10 protein-coding genes are annotated in these 16,136 nt (G+C 40.3%); 2 read left to right on the top strand and 8 right to left on the bottom strand.

The annotated features are described in order from the left end of the window. Window positions 1-52 precede the first annotated feature (52 nt). The gene (locus V7K79_RS15920) at window positions 53-184 is read left to right on the top strand and encodes a hypothetical protein (RefSeq protein ID WP_335048975.1); all 132 of its coding nucleotides are present in this window, start codon (window positions 53-55) and stop codon (window positions 182-184) included. On the opposite strand, the gene V7K79_RS15915 is transcribed toward V7K79_RS15920, so the two are convergent. Beyond that, window positions 173-811 (bottom strand): lysophospholipid acyltransferase family protein, encoded by a 639-nt coding sequence (locus V7K79_RS15915; RefSeq protein WP_335048974.1) that lies wholly within the window; start codon window positions 809-811, stop codon window positions 173-175. The genes V7K79_RS15920 and V7K79_RS15915 overlap by 12 nt on opposite strands. Then, window positions 759-905: a hypothetical protein gene (locus V7K79_RS15910; protein ID WP_335049002.1), complete on the bottom strand. Its 147-nt coding sequence runs from the start codon at window positions 903-905 to the stop codon at window positions 759-761. Before V7K79_RS15910 ends, V7K79_RS15915 begins: the two co-directional genes overlap by 53 nt. A 40-nt stretch (window positions 906-945) precedes the next feature. Between V7K79_RS15910 and V7K79_RS15905 the strand changes: the two genes are divergently transcribed. Continuing rightward, window positions 946-6,342, top strand: coding sequence for an ATP-binding sensor histidine kinase (locus V7K79_RS15905; RefSeq protein ID WP_335048973.1), 5,397 nt, complete (start codon window positions 946-948; stop codon window positions 6,340-6,342). An 84-nt stretch (window positions 6,343-6,426) separates the two neighbouring features. Here the strand turns inward: V7K79_RS15905 and fabD are convergent, their stop codons facing one another. The 6 genes from fabD to V7K79_RS15875 all read right to left on the bottom strand — a co-directional run bounded on the left by fabD (window position 6,427) and on the right by V7K79_RS15875 (window position 15,867). Then, window positions 6,427-7,308, bottom strand: coding sequence for an ACP S-malonyltransferase (gene fabD, locus V7K79_RS15900; RefSeq protein ID WP_335048972.1), 882 nt, complete (start codon window positions 7,306-7,308; stop codon window positions 6,427-6,429). A 107-nt stretch (window positions 7,309-7,415) separates the two neighbouring features. Beyond that, on the bottom strand, window positions 7,416-8,408 hold the full coding sequence (locus V7K79_RS15895) for a beta-ketoacyl-ACP synthase III (protein WP_335048971.1): 993 nt from the start codon (window positions 8,406-8,408) through the stop codon (window positions 7,416-7,418). Between the two features lie 78 nt (window positions 8,409-8,486). Then, window positions 8,487-9,509, bottom strand: a complete 1,023-nt coding sequence (gene plsX, locus V7K79_RS15890) for a phosphate acyltransferase PlsX (protein ID WP_335048970.1) — start codon at window positions 9,507-9,509, stop codon at window positions 8,487-8,489. A gap of 395 nt (window positions 9,510-9,904) precedes the next feature. Then, on the bottom strand, window positions 9,905-11,386 hold the full coding sequence (locus V7K79_RS15885; protein ID WP_335048969.1) for a leucyl aminopeptidase: 1,482 nt from the start codon (window positions 11,384-11,386) through the stop codon (window positions 9,905-9,907). A 360-nt stretch (window positions 11,387-11,746) separates the two neighbouring features. Then, window positions 11,747-12,913, bottom strand: a complete 1,167-nt coding sequence (locus tag V7K79_RS15880) for an EcsC family protein (protein ID WP_335048968.1) — start codon at window positions 12,911-12,913, stop codon at window positions 11,747-11,749. Between the two features lie 347 nt (window positions 12,914-13,260). Beyond that, window positions 13,261-15,867, bottom strand: a complete 2,607-nt coding sequence (locus V7K79_RS15875) for an ATP-binding protein (protein WP_335048967.1) — start codon at window positions 15,865-15,867, stop codon at window positions 13,261-13,263. Window positions 15,868-16,136: the final 269 nt, after the last annotated feature.

The following is a 16,136-nucleotide window of genomic DNA, read 5'->3' as shown; positions in this document are numbered from 1 at the left end:
TATAAAAAAGCTAGTTGTGTGTGTAGCAAGAGAAGGTTATCCAGCCTAAAAGATGGATGATTTATTTGTTGGAAGTCCTTTAGTTGATTCCGAGAATGAATTGATTTTAAGATTAGATCAACTTAATAGCGATCGCTACCTTTCTAAAGCATACATCTCTTGTGTATCTAACTCATCTTCCTAAATCATGCATTTTGTTTATGACTGTGGCGCACTTTTGTGTTATATTCTCCAATTCTTCTTTATTACTGGAGTTAGGAGCATCAATCAAGTTACCAATTCTGACTGTAATCGGAACTGCATGAGGTAAGGACGCTCCTTTTTGTAAAATCTTTTCAGTACCCCACACACTCACCGGCAATATTGGCGCTTTTGCTTTCGCCGCCAGCAGCAATGCGCCTCTTTTGGGGTCTGTAATTCGACCATCTGGGGTGCGAGTCCCTTGCAAGAAAACACCAACAGCCCAACCATTATCGAGATATTGTAGAGCGGCACGGATGGCATTGCGATCGGCATTTCCCCGACTCACCGGGTAAGCACCATACAATTTAATCGCTTGCGCCAAAATCGGGATATTAAATAACTCTTCCTTAGCCATGTACGCCACTGGACGACGTACACAATTAGAGACAATCGGCGGGTCGAAGTAACTAGCGTGATTACTCACTACTAGTAATGGCCCTGAGTTAGGGACATTTTCCGCACCATAAATCTGACCCCGAAAGTAAGCGTGAAGCATGGGGCTGACGACTGACCATTTAAAGGCGTGGTAAAGTGCCAGACTGATCGACGGTTCGCGGTTTTTGTCCACAGAAGATAATGCAAATCAAACTGAACTTAGCATAAGCGATCGCAACACTCAGATCAAACGCAAAAAACCTGTAGATATGAATTGCTTCACTCATCTGGGAACACTAAATCTAGAAATCTTTAAGATTTAGCAGCATGGTTAACACTACGGTCAGTATTACTGGATACAAGGTTAGTAAACAACTCTATAACGGTTCTCGAACGATGGTTTATCGCGGTTATCGAGAAACCGATCAAAAACCTGTAGTAATTAAATTACTGAAAAATCCTTATCCAAGTTTCAGCGAACTCTTGTCATTTCGTAATCAATACACTATAGCTAAAAATCTCAACTCACCTCTGATAGTTCAAACCTACAGTTTGGAACCGTATCAAAATAGCTATGCGTTGATCATGGAAGATTTTGGAGGAATTTCTCTTAAAGATTATTTCATCTCTGTAGACAGGCGAAATATTACCTTTCTACAAGAATTTTTAGAAATAGCGATCGCCCTATGCAATATCTTAGATATACTATACCGTTCGCGGATTATTCATAAAGATATCAAACCTGCGAATATTTTAATTAATCCACAAACAAAACAAATTAAATTAATTGACTTTAGTATTGCATCTTTACTACCACGGGAAACTCAAACGCTCATCAGTCCCAATGTGTTAGAAGGGACACTCGCTTATATTTCCCCAGAACAAACAGGAAGAATGAATCGAGGGATTGATTATCGGACTGATTTTTATTCACTGGGTATTACTTTCTACGAATTACTCACAGGAGAGTTACCCTTTCAGTCCAAGAATATGATGGAATTGGTACATTGTCATATTGCAAAACTTCCTGCTCCTTTGGAGCTATTCAATATTCCTAAATCGATTTCATATATTGTGATGAAATTGATGGCTAAGAATGCTGAAGAACGCTATCAGAGCGCATTAGGACTAAAATATGATTTAGAAAATTGTTTAACTCAACTTCAGTCAACTGGTAAAATTGAGAGTTTTCCAATTGCCCAAAAAGATGTGTGCGATCGCTTTCTTATCCCTGATAAATTATATGGGCGAGAAGTAGAAATAGCTACCCTACTTGAGGCATTTGAAAGAGTTAGCAAAGGTGCAACTGAAATGATGCTGATAGCGGGGTTTTCCGGTATTGGTAAAACTGCTGTTGTTAACGAAGTTCATAAACCGATTGTGCGCCAACACGGTGATTTTATCAAGGGCAAATATGACCAATTTCAACATAATATTCCCTTTTTTGGGTTTGTGCAAGCATTCCGACATTTAATAGGTCAATTATTAACAGAAAGTGATACTCAAATTCAGCAATGGAAGAGTAAAATCTTAAACTCTCTAGGTGAAAATGCACAGGTAATTATTGAATTAATTCCTGAATTAGAAAGAATTATTGGCAAACAAGCACCAGCAATAGAATTATCAGGAACGGCATCACAAAATCGATTTAATTTATTATTTCAAAAATTTACTCAAGTTTTCTCTAGCGTTGAGCATCCATTAGTAATATTTTTGGATGATTTGCAATGGGCTGATTTAGCATCGCTGAAATTAATACAGTTGTTAATGGCTGATACAAAGTATCTTTTATTAATTGGTGCTTATCGAGATAATCAAGTAAACCCAGTACATCCGTTGATGTTGACTCTCGGTGAAATGCAAAAAAATACGGTAATTATTAATACTATTACTTTGGCAGAATTGAGTCAACAGGATGTGAATCAATTAATTGCTGCAACACTTAAATGTTCAGAAAATTTAGCATTACCAATTTCACAGATGGTTTATCAAAAAACTCATGGTAATCCATTTTTTGATACTCAGTTTCTCAAATCATTATATCAAGATGGGCTGATTAAATTTAACTTTTTAGAGGGTTGCTGGCAATGTGACATCACACAAATTAGTCAGCAAGCAGTCACAAATGATGTAGTTGAGTTCATGGTATTGCAATTGCGGAAGCTAGCGCAGCCAACTCAAGATATTCTGAAGTTAGCTGCTTGTATTGGAAATCAGTTTGATTTGAAAACATTGGCAATTGTTTCGGAACAATCGCAAATAGAAACCGCAGCTAATTTGTGGAATGCATTGCATGAAGGTTTAATTTTACCCACTAGTGAAGTATATAAGTTTTATCTTGGCGAGGTAAATCAAACTATTGCTGAAGAAAATTTGGAAATTGTTACCTATAAGTTTTTACACGATCGCGTCCAAGAAGCTGCATACTCTCTTATTCCTGAAAGGCAAAAAAGAGCTACCCATCTACAAATAGGCAAACTATTACTTCAAAACATATCTGATATCGAAAAGGAAGAAAAGATTTTTGAAATTGTTAATCAGTTAAATGTTGCATTAATCCTAATTGTTGATCCGATTGAACGAAAACAACTTATAAAATTGAATTTGAATGCAAGTAAGAAAGCAAAATATTCAACTGCTTATACATTAGCAGTTGAATATTTAACAATAGGTTTAGAACTTTTACCTGATGAAAGTTGGCATAGCGAGTATGAGCTAACACTAATACTATATCAATCTATTACAGAAGTACTTTATCTGAGTGGTGACTTTGAACGTATGGAAAGCTATGCAACTGTCGTTCTACAACAGGCAAAAATCTTCCTCGAACGAATTCCTATCTACAATGTCAAAATTCAAGCTTATATGGCGCAGGCACAACACAAGAACGCTTTGCAAATTGCATTGACTGTTCTTCAATCGATAGGAGTGAAACTGCCTCAACAAGTTAATCAAACTGATATTGAGTCTGAACTGGAACAAACAAAACGTCTTTTGGCAGATAAACCAGCGATAGATTTACTAAAACTGCCCAAAATGACTGATGTTAATATCCTGGCAGCAATGCAAATTTTGTCGAGTATTATGTCAGCTGCTTATCAAGCTGCCCCCTTATTGTTTCGAGTAATTGTCTTTAAACAAGTTCAATTGTCAATCCTCTATGGTAATGCTCCAGAATCTACCTATGCTTATGCTAGCTATGGACTTATACTCTGTGGTGTTCTAGGAGAAATCGATACAGGATATGAATTTGGAGAAATGGCATTACTATTACTTGACTGTTTAAATGCTTTCAAATTAAAGTCAAAAACTCTATTTGCAGTAAACTGTTTTATTCGACATTGGAAATCGCCTGTTAAGGAAACTTTAAATCCTCTTTTACAAGCCTATACAAGTGGTCTAGAAACTGGAGATATTGAATATGCTGTGATGTCTGCCTATGTTTTTGGCAGATATGCTTATTTAAGTGGTCATGGGTTAGACGAATTAGCCCAAGCGATGGAAAACTATAACACAATTATGCATCAGTTTAAGCAAACCACCTATTTAAATTTCAATAGCATCTATTATCAATCAGTTTTGAATTTGTTGGGAATGTCAGATAAACCTTGTTTTTTAATTGGCGAAGTTTATGATGAAGTCACAATGTTACCTCTGCATCAAGCTGCCAATCAAACTAGTATTATTTGTCAGCTTCATTTTTGCAAACTGCTATTATGTTATCTCTTTGGCAATTATCAAGAAGCATTAAATAATGCAGGAGTTGTAGAAAAATATTTAATCAGTGTGACTGGATTAGTACTAATTCCAACCTTTTATTTTTATGAATCGTTGACTAATTTAGCCTTATATGAAAACTGCTCAATAACTGAGCAAAAATTAATTATTGAGCGAGTAATGAAAGCTCAGAATCAGCTAAAAAAATGGGCAGAGAGTGCGCCACAGAATTATGCACACAAATACAACTTGGTAGAAGCTGAAAGCTTTCGGATATTAGGACAAAAAACTGAAGCAATAGAATTGTACGATCGCGCCATTTCTCTTGCTCAAGAAAACGGCTACATCCAAGAAGAAGGACTGAGCAACGAACTTGCTGCCAAATTCTACCTCGACTGGGGTAAAGAAAAAGTCGCCCAAGCATATATGCAAGAAGCATACTACTGCTATGCTCGCTGGGGAGCAAAAGCCAAAATTGATCACCTAGAAAAACGCTATCCTAAACTGCTCCAACCCATTCTGCAACACCAACGAATCAACTTCAACCCCCTAGAAACTATTGCCTTACATGAAACTTCCTCATCACCTCAGACTTCGATAGACAGTACTGGTGTTTCCAATGTTCTGGATTTTACCTCTGTCCTCAAAGCCGCTCAAGCTATCTCCAGTTCTCTGGAAATAGATCAACTCATTACCAGTCTTACCCGGATTATCTTAGAAAACTCTGGCGCGAAAAAATCTGTACTAATTCTTCCTCAAGAAGATACTTGGCAAGTTAGGGCAATTACCTTTATTAATCATGGATTAAATTCTCATATTGAGATACAAACCATTCTTACTTCACAACTACTAGATACTTGTCAAGATATTCCTGTAAATATTATCAATTACGTCAAAAATACCCAACAAACAGTTGCAATCAATAACTTGCAAACAGATATTCCTGGTGTAATTGGGGAATATATGTACCGAATACAACCCCAGAGTGTATTATGTACCCCGATTATTAATCAAGGGCATTTAGTAGGGATTATTTACTTAGAAAATAAACTGACTCCAGGAGTGTTTACTAGCGATCGCCTCAGGGTTATTAATCTGCTTTCTTCCCAAGCGGCAATATCTCTAGAAAATGCTCAACTTTATCAACAAGCCGGGCAAGCATTACAAGACTTACAACAAGCCCAATTACAAGTTGTCCAAAGTGAGAAAATGTCTGCATTGGGTAACTTAGTCGCTGGGGTAGCCCATGAAATGAATAATCCTTTGGGGTTTATTTATGCCAGTCTTAAACAAGCAAAACCTAGCCTTGCAGATATTGTTGAACACTTGAAACTATATCAAAAAAGTCTCCCCAATCCAGATGATGAAATTATCGATCATGCCGAAGAAATTGACTTAAATTATAGTATAGAAGACTTACCCAAGATTATTGATTCAATGGTAATGGCGTGCGATCGCCTGAAAAATATCAGCACCAGTCTCCGCACTTTCTCTCGTGCTGATAAGGATTACAAAGTACCGTTTAATATCCATGAAGGTATGGATAGCACGATTTTAATTCTTAAACATCGCTTGAAAGCTAATGAACAACGTCCAGCAATTGAAGTCATAACTGAGTATGGTAATTTACCTAAAATTAATTGTTTTCCCGGACAATTGAATCAGGTCTTTATGAATATTTTGGCAAATGCTATTGAGGCGTTAGAAGAATCAAATATGGGGCGAGGCTTTGAAGAAATAAAGACCAATTCTAACCGAATTATAATTAAAACCTCAGTAGAAAATGAAGGCATAAAAATTACCATTGCTGATAATGGTCAGGGGATGACTTCTGAAGTCAAACATAAGATTTTCGATCATTTATTTACAACAAAAGGTGTGGGTAAAGGGACAGGATTAGGATTAGCGATCGCTCGTCAGATTGTTGTAGAAAAACATGGAGGAGCGATCGAGGTAAATTCTAGGCTAAATGAGGGTACTGAATTTGTGATTCAGCTACCCCTGTAGCATATACATCTGTTTGATCTAGATAGCACTGCAAGTAATGATTCTCCTGTCTCAACCCTACCTAATAGAAGCTAACTAAAAAAATTAAACAGGTAAATCACTAGCACTCTGGATGTTTTGTAAAATCAAATCAGGGCTATTACGTTTAATCAAGCCAGTTAGGACTTTACCAGGGCCAATTTCCATTACTCGCTCAATACCATTAGCCGGTAATTGCAGACAAATTTCTCGCCATCTTACAGAACCAGTCATTTGTTTATTCAGGCGTTGCTTTAAAATCTCGGCATCAATAGAGGGAACTGGTTCTACATTAGACAAAACTGGTACAATCGCGGGTTGAAATTTTACAGATTCTAAAATGTCTTGGAATTTTGCTGCTACTGGTGCTATTAAGTGTGAATGAAATGCTCCAGAAACTTTTAAGGGAACCGCACGCTTTGCTTTAACTTGAGTCATCACCGCTTGTACAGCCTCAGTCGTGCCTGAAATTACCACCTGAGCCGAACTATTATCATTTGCTATCACCACATCAGGCGTTTGATAAATGACTTTTTCTAACTGTTCGCGGTCAAAGTTCATTAAAGCTGCCATCATGCCATCGACGGAACTATCCATAAGTTCTGCACGACGCTTCACCAGATATAAACCAGCTGACCACTCAAATACACCCGCTATATAAAGGGCAGTATATTCTCCCAAACTATGACCGGCAACTAAATCTGGCTGGTATCCCCGTTCTCGAAGCAGATCAGCAAGAATGCTTTCAACTACATAAAGAATTGGTTGAGTATACAGCGTCTGTGATAACTTCTGTTCTTGAGTTTGACAAATTTCAATTACAGACCAACCCAAAATCTCCTCAGCTTTGGCAAGCTTATCTTTTGCGGATGGTATATCGAGTAAATCCATTCCCATTCCCAGCGCTTGAGAACCTTGTCCGGGAAACACCCATGCAGTTTTTGTCATTGGTCATTAGCCAGTAGTCATCGGTCATTGGAGATTGGGGATTAGGGACTAGGGACTAGGTACTGGGGAAGAGTTTCCCAATACCCAATACCCAGTCCCCAAAATCCCTATCTTCCCCATTGGAAAATTGCTGCGCCCCAGGTAAGACCAGCACCAAAGCCGGATGTCGCAACAATATCATTGGGTTTAATTTTACCTTGTCGTACTGCTTCATCTAAAGCTAAGGGGATGGAAGCAGCCGAGGTATTGCCATAGTGGGCGAGATTACTGATAACTTTATGTTCTGGGATATTCAGGCGTTGGGCAACCGCATCGATAATTCGTTGATTAGCTTGATGCAATATCAGCCAATCTATCTGATCGACGCTGATATTGGCTTGAAACAAAGCTTTATCAATTATTTCTGGCACTTTTTGGACAGCAAAACGGTAGACTTCTTTGCCGTTCATCGTAATCGGTTGGTAAGTGCCTTTGGTGATATTTATATCAGTCAGTAGTTCTTGGGAATTACCTGCATAAGCAAGATTGAGGTAATGGTTTTGAGTACCATCACTTTTAAGTGCAAATCCTAATAAGCGATCGCTTTTGGCAGCCTGCAATACCACTGCTCCAGCACCATCACCAAACAACACACAAGTCCGCCGATCTTCCCAATCTACCCAACGAGACAGGATATCTGCCCCTATTAACAATACATTTCTATAGACACCAGTTCTAATGTATTGGGCTGCTGTAACCAAACCAAACACAAAGCCGGAGCAAGCAGCAGTCAAGTCAAAGGCTACTGCGTTGGTAGCTCCCAATTGCGCCTGTATTTTACAAGCACTACCAAACAAATCATCAGGGGTGGAAGTCGCCAGCAGAATCAGGTCTAGGTCTTCTGCTTTAATTCCCGAAGCGGCGATCGCCTGACTGCTGGCAGCAGTAGCGAGTACACTCAAGGACTCAGATGGCAGAGCTAATCGACGTTCACGAATTCCCGTTCTTGTGGTAATCCACTCATCTGATGTTTCAACTAGTTCACTCAATGTCTGGTTGTGTAAGGAAGTTGCTGGTACTGCCGAGCCACTTCCGATAACTGCTACGCCTAAGTTTTGCACTCCTAATCTCCCAAGCTATCAGCTTTTTGCCCTTTGTCTTTTGTCTTTTACAAATGACTAATGACTAATGACCAATGACTAACCGTTCTCGCGCTCTAGAATATATTGAGACTGAATTCGTTGTATCACTTGGTTGTCAACAGCTTCTTTTGCCATGCGAATTGCATTAAAAATTGAAGGTGCTTGGGAGCTACCGTGACCGATAAAACAGACTCCTGCCACACCTAGCAGTAAAGCACCACCATGTTCGGCGTGATCCATTCGCTGCTTAATCCGCTTCAAGTTGGGTTTTAAAAGTGCTGAACCGATTTGACCGTGCAATCCTTGGGGTAATTCTTCCCGCAGAATTTGTAGAATCACTTCTCCAACGGCTTCGGCAAATTTTAACAATACATTACCTACAAAGCCATCGCAGACAATTACATCAAAGTTACCGGAAAGCACATCACGCCCTTCAGCGTTGCCAATAAAATTAATTTGGGAATTTTCGCGTAGCAGTTGGTGGGCGCGGACGGCTGCATCATTTCCCTTAGAGTCTTCTTCGCCGATATTCAGCAAACCCACCTTCGGTTCAGTTGTACCCAAGACATACTTACTGTAAGCCGATCCCATAACCCCAAACTGCTCTAAAAACTTGGGGCGGCAATCTACATTTGCGCCCACATCAAGTACCAGCACTGGCTTACCAGCAATAATTGTGGGGAAAACTGTCCCAATAGCTGGGCGATCGATTCCTGGTAATCTTCCTAAACGGAGCAAAGCTGATGCCATAGCTGCCCCTGAGTGACCCGCAGAAAATACGGCATCTGCCTTTTGTTGCTTGACTAAATCCATCGCCACATTAATAGAAGCCTTGCGTTTGCGTCTAACTGCATTTAAAGGCTCCTCATTCATAGCGATCGCTTCTTCAGCATTCACGATCTCTACCTGCCCTAAACTTGTTTTTGATGGCAAGGCAGCTTCTATTTGTTGGGGATCGCCAACCAAAAGCATATCTACACCCAATTCTTCTCTTGCTCGCAATGCGCCAGCAACGATTTCACCGGGTGCATGATCCCCTCCCATTGCGTCAATTGCGATCCTTACACGAGTCGATCCCATTGCTCACAGCTTCTAGAAACCTTACAAATTTTACCAGATGGCAATGCCCGAAAAAGCTTAATTTTCTGACCGCCAAATTAATTCTGTTACTATTGCAACAATTTTTGCTGGCAAGCTCAAGATAGCACGAATTGGGGGATTGGGGACTGGGGATTGGGGATTAGGTAATGGGCATGGAGAAGAAACCTTTTAGTCTTACTAGTAGTCTGCCAACCCAAAGATGCGCTTTTTCGGGCTGGGGAAAGGGGAAAGGGAACTGGGTTTGGGATTTAAAACCTTTCCCCCTGCCCCTTATCCCCAGAGGGGGCCCCACCTTCCCCCTTCCCCTTTAAAGAGCTTTCGTCACGAAAGCGAACTACTAGTCTTCCTAGTCCCCAATACCCAGCCCCTGCTCCCTATTCCCCAGTTCCTAGTACCCAATCAACTAGCGTCCGAACACCGTAGCCAGTTGCCCCTGCCCCGTTGTAGCCATTTTCTTTATCTGTCCACACTGGGCCAGCAATATCTAGGTGCGCCCAAGGGGTTTGTTTGACGAATTGCTTCAGGAAAAGGGCAGCGGTGATTGCACCACCTGGACGCGGCCCTGTATTTTTCATGTCCGCAATACCAGACTTTAACCCTTCAAAATATTTTTCTTCCATTGGCATCCGCCAAATCTTTTCCCCTGAAGCTTGGGCAGCTTTTTCAAGCTGTGAAGCTACAGCATCATCAGGTGTGTACAAACCAGCAATATCGTCACCCAAGGCAATGATGTTGGCACCAGTGAGTGTGGCTAAATCAACGATCGCGTCTAAGCCCAATTTGTCGGCATACACCAAGGCATCTGCGAGGGTCAAACGTCCTTCAGCGTCGGTGTTGTTCACTTCAATTGTTTTGCCATTTGACGCTGTGAGAATATCTCCAGGGTGCATGGCGTGACCGCTAATCATGTTTTCAGCCGCCGCCGAAATAAAGTGTACTTCAACATCTGGCTTAATTTGAGCAACTGCTTTAGCTGCCCCTAAGGTAGCAGCTGCACCCCCCATATCCATCTTCATGGTTTCGATGCCGCTACCAGCACCTTTAATGTTGAGTCCGCCGGAGTCGAAGGTTACACCTTTGCCAATGATTGCTAATTTCTTTTTGGGTGTACCTTCTGGCTTATAAGTTAGGTGAATGAATTTCGGTGGCAAATCGGAAGCTTGGGCTACTCCTAAAAATGCACCCATACCCAACTTTTCACAGTCTTCTCGTTCCAGAATTTCCAGTTGTAAACCATGATCCTTGGCGATCGCTTCAGCAGTTTCCGCTAAAGTAGTCGGTGTTACTGCGTTAGCTGGTGCTGCTACTAATTGCCGTGCTAAATTTACCCCGGAAACGACTTGATTGGCGCGAGTAATCGCAGCTTCTTGTCCACCGAAACCTAGTAAATCTACGGTTTCTATTTGTGAACCTTTATCTTCTGGTTCGGATTTAAAACGAATATCTTGATAAAGTGCTAATTCCACTCCTTCTGCGATCGCTTGGGCACTAGCAGCTGGATCGTTGTTCCACAATGGAAAGCTAAATCCGAGAATTTTGCTTTTTTGCTTTTTTCCTACCCTAGCTACAGCCGCAGCAGCGCGGCGCAGAGAATCTAGTTTTAGTGCATCTGGTTTGCCTAAACCTACTAAAATCAATTTCCGCACTGGACTATCAGCATTTACACGGGTGAAAATAGTGCTATTGGCTTTACCTTTAAATTCTTCTTCGGCAATCAGTTCTTTTAAGACTCCAGAAAACTTTTGATCTAAAGTAGCTAGTTCTCCGGTTAACTCCACTGCATCTTCAAATAATCCAATTGCCAAACTATCACCTGCCCACTCTAGTAAAGGCTTATCACTAGGTTGAATTGTCATTTTGGGATTTTGTGTAAATATTCCTTCTTGTACCAGTATTGCTCAAAATTTTGGTTTAATGGTGAGGGGAGTGGGCATTGGGCATAGGGAATTGGGCATTGGGCATGGGGAAACAGAGGTCAGCAAGTATAAGTTAACGAATTAGTATAAATAGCACTCGTTAACGAGTCTTTGATACTCGTTAATCCACCTCAGAACTCCGTTAATGAGTCTTTGATACTCGTTAATCCACCTCAGAACTCCGTTAATGAGTCTTTGATCCTCATTAATCCACCTCAGAACTCCGTTAATGAGTCTTTGATCTTCATTAATGAAGCTATGAACTCTACTCTTTTACCTCCTGCCCCATGCCCCTATACCCTATGCCCCAATTTTATTTGTGTCAATGTCAAATTTGCTGGCGATCGCTTCTATTATTTTTTGCTCAGGTGCTGTAATCTGATTATCAAGCTGGGCAATTTTGTAACATTGAGCCAATAAAGGTATGGCAAAGTCACGATTCAGTTGATTAAGCAATACATCTAAAGGCTTGGGCGATTTGATATTTTGGGCAATGGCATCCAACGAAGTTGGACTGAGGTTTAAAGCTTTTAATTCTGGTAAAATTTGTTGCCAAGTCTTTTCTGGATGACTAGCTAGGATCATGTGAACTAAGATTTGATCCATGAGAGCTTGTTGAGCGATCGCACTTTCTAGATACTTTTCACTTTCGGCTTTTAATGTTGCCAATGTCTGTGGCGATGCCAAGGAAGTAGATTCATCCAGCTTGGTTTCGTAAAATCGACACGCAGCATACCCCAATGAATAGATCATCGTCGCATTTGCACTAGCTCCAATCACTGCACCCGCCAAGGGCAAATTTCGCAGCAAGCCTAATCCCGCAGCTTTCAACAAACGTCCTCCACCTAAAGCCAACCCAAAAATTGCCAAAATTTCACCTTTACGAGCAGGATCTTTCAAATCTAGCCCGTAGACAGATGCAATTTGATAAAGCATTTCTGACTGCAATTTTGTTGTGGCTGTTAAATCAATTGCCAACAATGCCACTGCTATTCCTGGTAAAAAACTAGTAGCTAGTCCAACTGTGGCTGCTTTAGTTGCTTTTTCTACCATGATTCGGTGAGCAAGCTGGCTGGGTGATTCATTTGGATACTGTTTCTTGAGTTTGTTTACTGCTGCTTCTGCTTGTTCTAAATCAACAAGGTTAGTATCGTTAATCAGCCAATTGAGATTTAATACTCCAGATAGTTTTCTAATTAGCCAATTTTCGCTGAGGCGATTTACAACTTGACCACTGGTTTGAGTTGTTTGCTCAATGAACTTGTGTGTTTCTTTTACTGTCGCTTCTCCCACCACTATTGCTGTGTCTAAAACTGCTTGGCCAGTCTCAGCAACAGTTTTAATCAAAGACTCTACTACAGACGGTTCATTTTCTACTGATGATTGAGCCTGGATTTTTACTTCTGAAGTTTCTCTGGGTGAATTAACTAATTTATTTACTTCTCTTTCTTGGGGTTTATCTGCCATTGTTTGACACCATCTTGTAAAGCCTCTCTCTTTAAGTTGTAGCGAAGTTTGAGGAGCTTTATCATCAGTCAGTTCGCTCTTTTCACAAACAGAGTAGCCAAACAACAGCTTGAAAGACCGCAGTCACTTTACACTTTACCTCATTTTGTACATACATAAATGCCTATAATAATTCTATTTAAATTAAACTATGTAAACTTGACAGCGCTTTAATTTATCTTTTAATTTTTGAAATGGGCGAACCTACGTTAGAGAAAATAAACTTCTATAATTTTTTTCCAAGAGCTATCAAAATCAGCACGATCGCTAACATTGGTCAGATCATTTGTTATTTGCCCAAAGTAATATCAGATTCTAGATAGAGTTGCAACATTTGTAGTAGCTAGTTTACAACTTTTTAATATTGGGATCTCAACCCAAAATTCTGCTCCTTGTCCTAGTTCTGAAATACACCAAATAGCTCCATTGTGTTTTTCCGTGACTATCTGAGCGCTAATTGCTAATCCTAATCCAGTGCCTTTACCTGCGGCTTTTGTGGTAAAGAAAGGGTCAAATAATCGTTGCTTAACTACTTCGGTCATGCCAGCGCCATTATCTGCAATTTGTACAGTTATGCGATCCGAGTTGCGTAACTGAGTACGAATTAAAATCTGGCTGGGGTTAGCTTCTATCTCCTCAAGAGTTCGCAGACTGTTATAACTTTCCAGGGCATCAATGGCATTACCGATCAGATTCATAAACACTTGATTGAGTTGTCCGGCATAGCACTCTACTAAGGGAATATCACCATATTCCTTGACTATTTCAATTCTGGCATTTCCAGGCGTTTGTTTGAGGCGATTTTGCAAAATCAGTAGTGTGCTATCAATACCTTCATGAATATTGACAGGCTTCATATCCGCTTCGTCAAGTCGAGAAAAATTTCGCAAGGATAGAACTATTTCACGAATGCGATTAGCTCCCATTTTCATTGAACTTAAGATTTTAGGTAGATCCTCAGCCATAAAGTCAAGGTCGATCGCTTCTATATGAGCTTGTATTTCAGGTGTTGAATCAACATTAGACTTTTGAAAAAGTTCTACCAGTTCCAATAAACCCAGCGTATATTGACTTACATGAGTCAAGTTGCCGTAGATAAAGTTAACTGGATTATTAATTTCGTGAGCTACACCAGCCACTAATTGACCTAAACTCGACATTTTTTCGGTCTGAATCAGTTGGGTTTGGGTTTCTTTGAGATTATGCAAAGCTTGATTGAGTTGTTCTGCTTGGGCAGTAGCAGCAGCAGTAGCAGCGCGGCTTTGATTATACAATTGGGCTTGGTTAATGGCGATCGCTAACTGGTCAGCCACACCTCGAATGATTTCTACCTCTTCATCACTCCAAGGGCGAAGCGCTCTACTATGTTCGCAGACAATCACACCCAAGCGACCCGACTGAGTTTGAACTGAAACTGTTAGTAGAGACTTAAAACCCAATGTCACTAGTAAATTTCGACTTTTGAAATCAAGCCACGAATCTGTCGCAATATCATCAAAACAAAGCAAATTCCCCTGCATAATAGCCTCACTCAAGGCTTCCACATTCTGGATAGGAGAACAGCCTAAAGGTTCTGTTAAGTCGGGAGCGCAAGCTTGCTGACTCAGTTCCAAGCTAGTAGATTCATCTTCTTGATGACACCAAAAAAACTGGCATCGATCAATCTGTAGCAGTTCTCGAACTTCACCTACTACTGTACTCAAAATCGTATTTAGATCCAGCGAGTCGCGAATTTGACTAGATAGACGAGTTTTAAGGATTTTTTCGCGTTCAACTAGCTCTCGCAACTGGGCTTCAGACTGCTTTAACTCTAGCTCTTGCATCTGACGATTGACACTAGCTCTTGCTAGTAGCCAAGAACCAATACCAATTAATCCTACTAACCCGGTATATAGCAGTAGCAATTGACTCAAAAATTGGTTTGATTTGGTCGTAAAAGTCTCTGGTGACACCCATGAAACAATCTTCCAGTGATAGGATTTAGCATCAATTTGATTTTGGCTTGGTACAAAAGGCAGTCCTGCTCCCGTACTAGATTTTTGTGCTTCGACAAGCGGGTAGACTGTGGTAAAAGTGAACATTCCCTCAGCAGTTTGGAATTGTCCTGATTCTTTTTGAGAAATTTGCTGCCATGCCTGGGGAAAAGTTTTACCAAAAGTACGGTTTTTGCGATCGGAAAATATAAATCCCCATTCGTCTTCAGGCTTCAGCCCTTTTAACCAGTAGCCATCGGCATTCAGTAGCATTTCCCGGCTAGAGGCGTTAGCAAGGACTTGATTCAAATTGTCTAGCAGTTTGACGCCGAAATAATTCAACACCACAATACCTCGTTTCTTTCCACGGCTATCAAAAACAGGAGTGCCAAAGCGGATCATTGGCTTGATGGGTTGTTCAATCCGATCTTGTTCGATGTTGAGGTCAAGGGGGGAGACAAACACTTGTCCTTGGTTCAGGCGGAAAGTGTCATTAAACCAGTAGCGTTTGGCTTGCACTTGCAGTTTCTCTTCGGGGACAATCCCTGGTTTACCTTGGTTGAAGTTGACTCTAACAACTTCCTTACCTGATTGATCGAAAAAACGAATTTGGTTGTAAAATTTTTTATATCGAGAAAATAATAAGAATTCTTTGGAGAGTGCCTGTTTTTGTGCATCCACTCCTTCTAAAATTCCCTGTAGCTCATTTTGTTTAGAGATAACCATTAAATCTGAAACAACCGAGTGAAAGTCCCCGCTGATTACTTTTGTTTGTAAATCTACCTTCCTAAGTTCATTGGTTTTTAATATAACTTTCTCAGTTTGTCGCTGTTGGTAGTAGATAGTCCCTACAACACTCCCAGCTAAAGCTGACAACGGCAAAAAAACCATTAGGAAGTTTTTGATTAAAACTCGAACTCGTGAATGGATGTGTGGTGACATATCTGATATTTAAGTAAAACTCCAAAATAAAGCTAAAAATCAACTAAGTTCCAGCTGCGCTACATTTTCTGAGCAAGGTTGAGAAAAGACTTTTTCTCTTGATAGGTATAGGTAATCAGTCCAGCTACCAAATTCACCATGAATTTGAATACTTTGTGATTTCTGAAATGTTCTAGTTGAATAATGTTCTGCCTTTTTTTGCTATTGTCAGTTAGACACTCTGAGAATCAGTACCGAAAAAACACGAATATAAGGCAGTAGTTTTATAC

The organism is Nostoc sp. (assembly GCF_036917575.1).
GTDB lineage: Bacteria > Cyanobacteriota > Cyanobacteriia > Cyanobacteriales > Nostocaceae > Nostoc.
This window is presented reverse-complemented; position numbering and strand designations above follow the sequence as displayed.

Bases quoted from the DNA above. Each gene is read 5' to 3' on its own strand.
- V7K79_RS15920 (WP_335048975.1), top strand. From the start codon at position 53: ATGGATGATTTATTTGTTGGAAGTCCTTTAGTTGATTCCGAGAATGAA.
- V7K79_RS15910 (WP_335049002.1), bottom strand. From the start codon at position 905: ATGAGTGAAGCAATTCATATCTACAGGTTTTTTGCGTTTGATCTGAGT.
- V7K79_RS15905 (WP_335048973.1), top strand. From the start codon at position 946: ATGGTTAACACTACGGTCAGTATTACTGGATACAAGGTTAGTAAACAA.
- fabD (WP_335048972.1), bottom strand. From the start codon at position 7,308: ATGACAAAAACTGCATGGGTGTTTCCCGGACAAGGTTCTCAAGCGCTG.
- plsX (WP_335048970.1), bottom strand. From the start codon at position 9,509: ATGGGATCGACTCGTGTAAGGATCGCAATTGACGCAATGGGAGGGGAT.
- V7K79_RS15885 (WP_335048969.1), bottom strand. From the start codon at position 11,386: ATGACAATTCAACCTAGTGATAAGCCTTTACTAGAGTGGGCAGGTGAT.
- V7K79_RS15880 (WP_335048968.1), bottom strand. From the start codon at position 12,913: ATGGCAGATAAACCCCAAGAAAGAGAAGTAAATAAATTAGTTAATTCA.
- V7K79_RS15875 (WP_335048967.1), bottom strand. From the start codon at position 15,867: ATGTCACCACACATCCATTCACGAGTTCGAGTTTTAATCAAAAACTTC.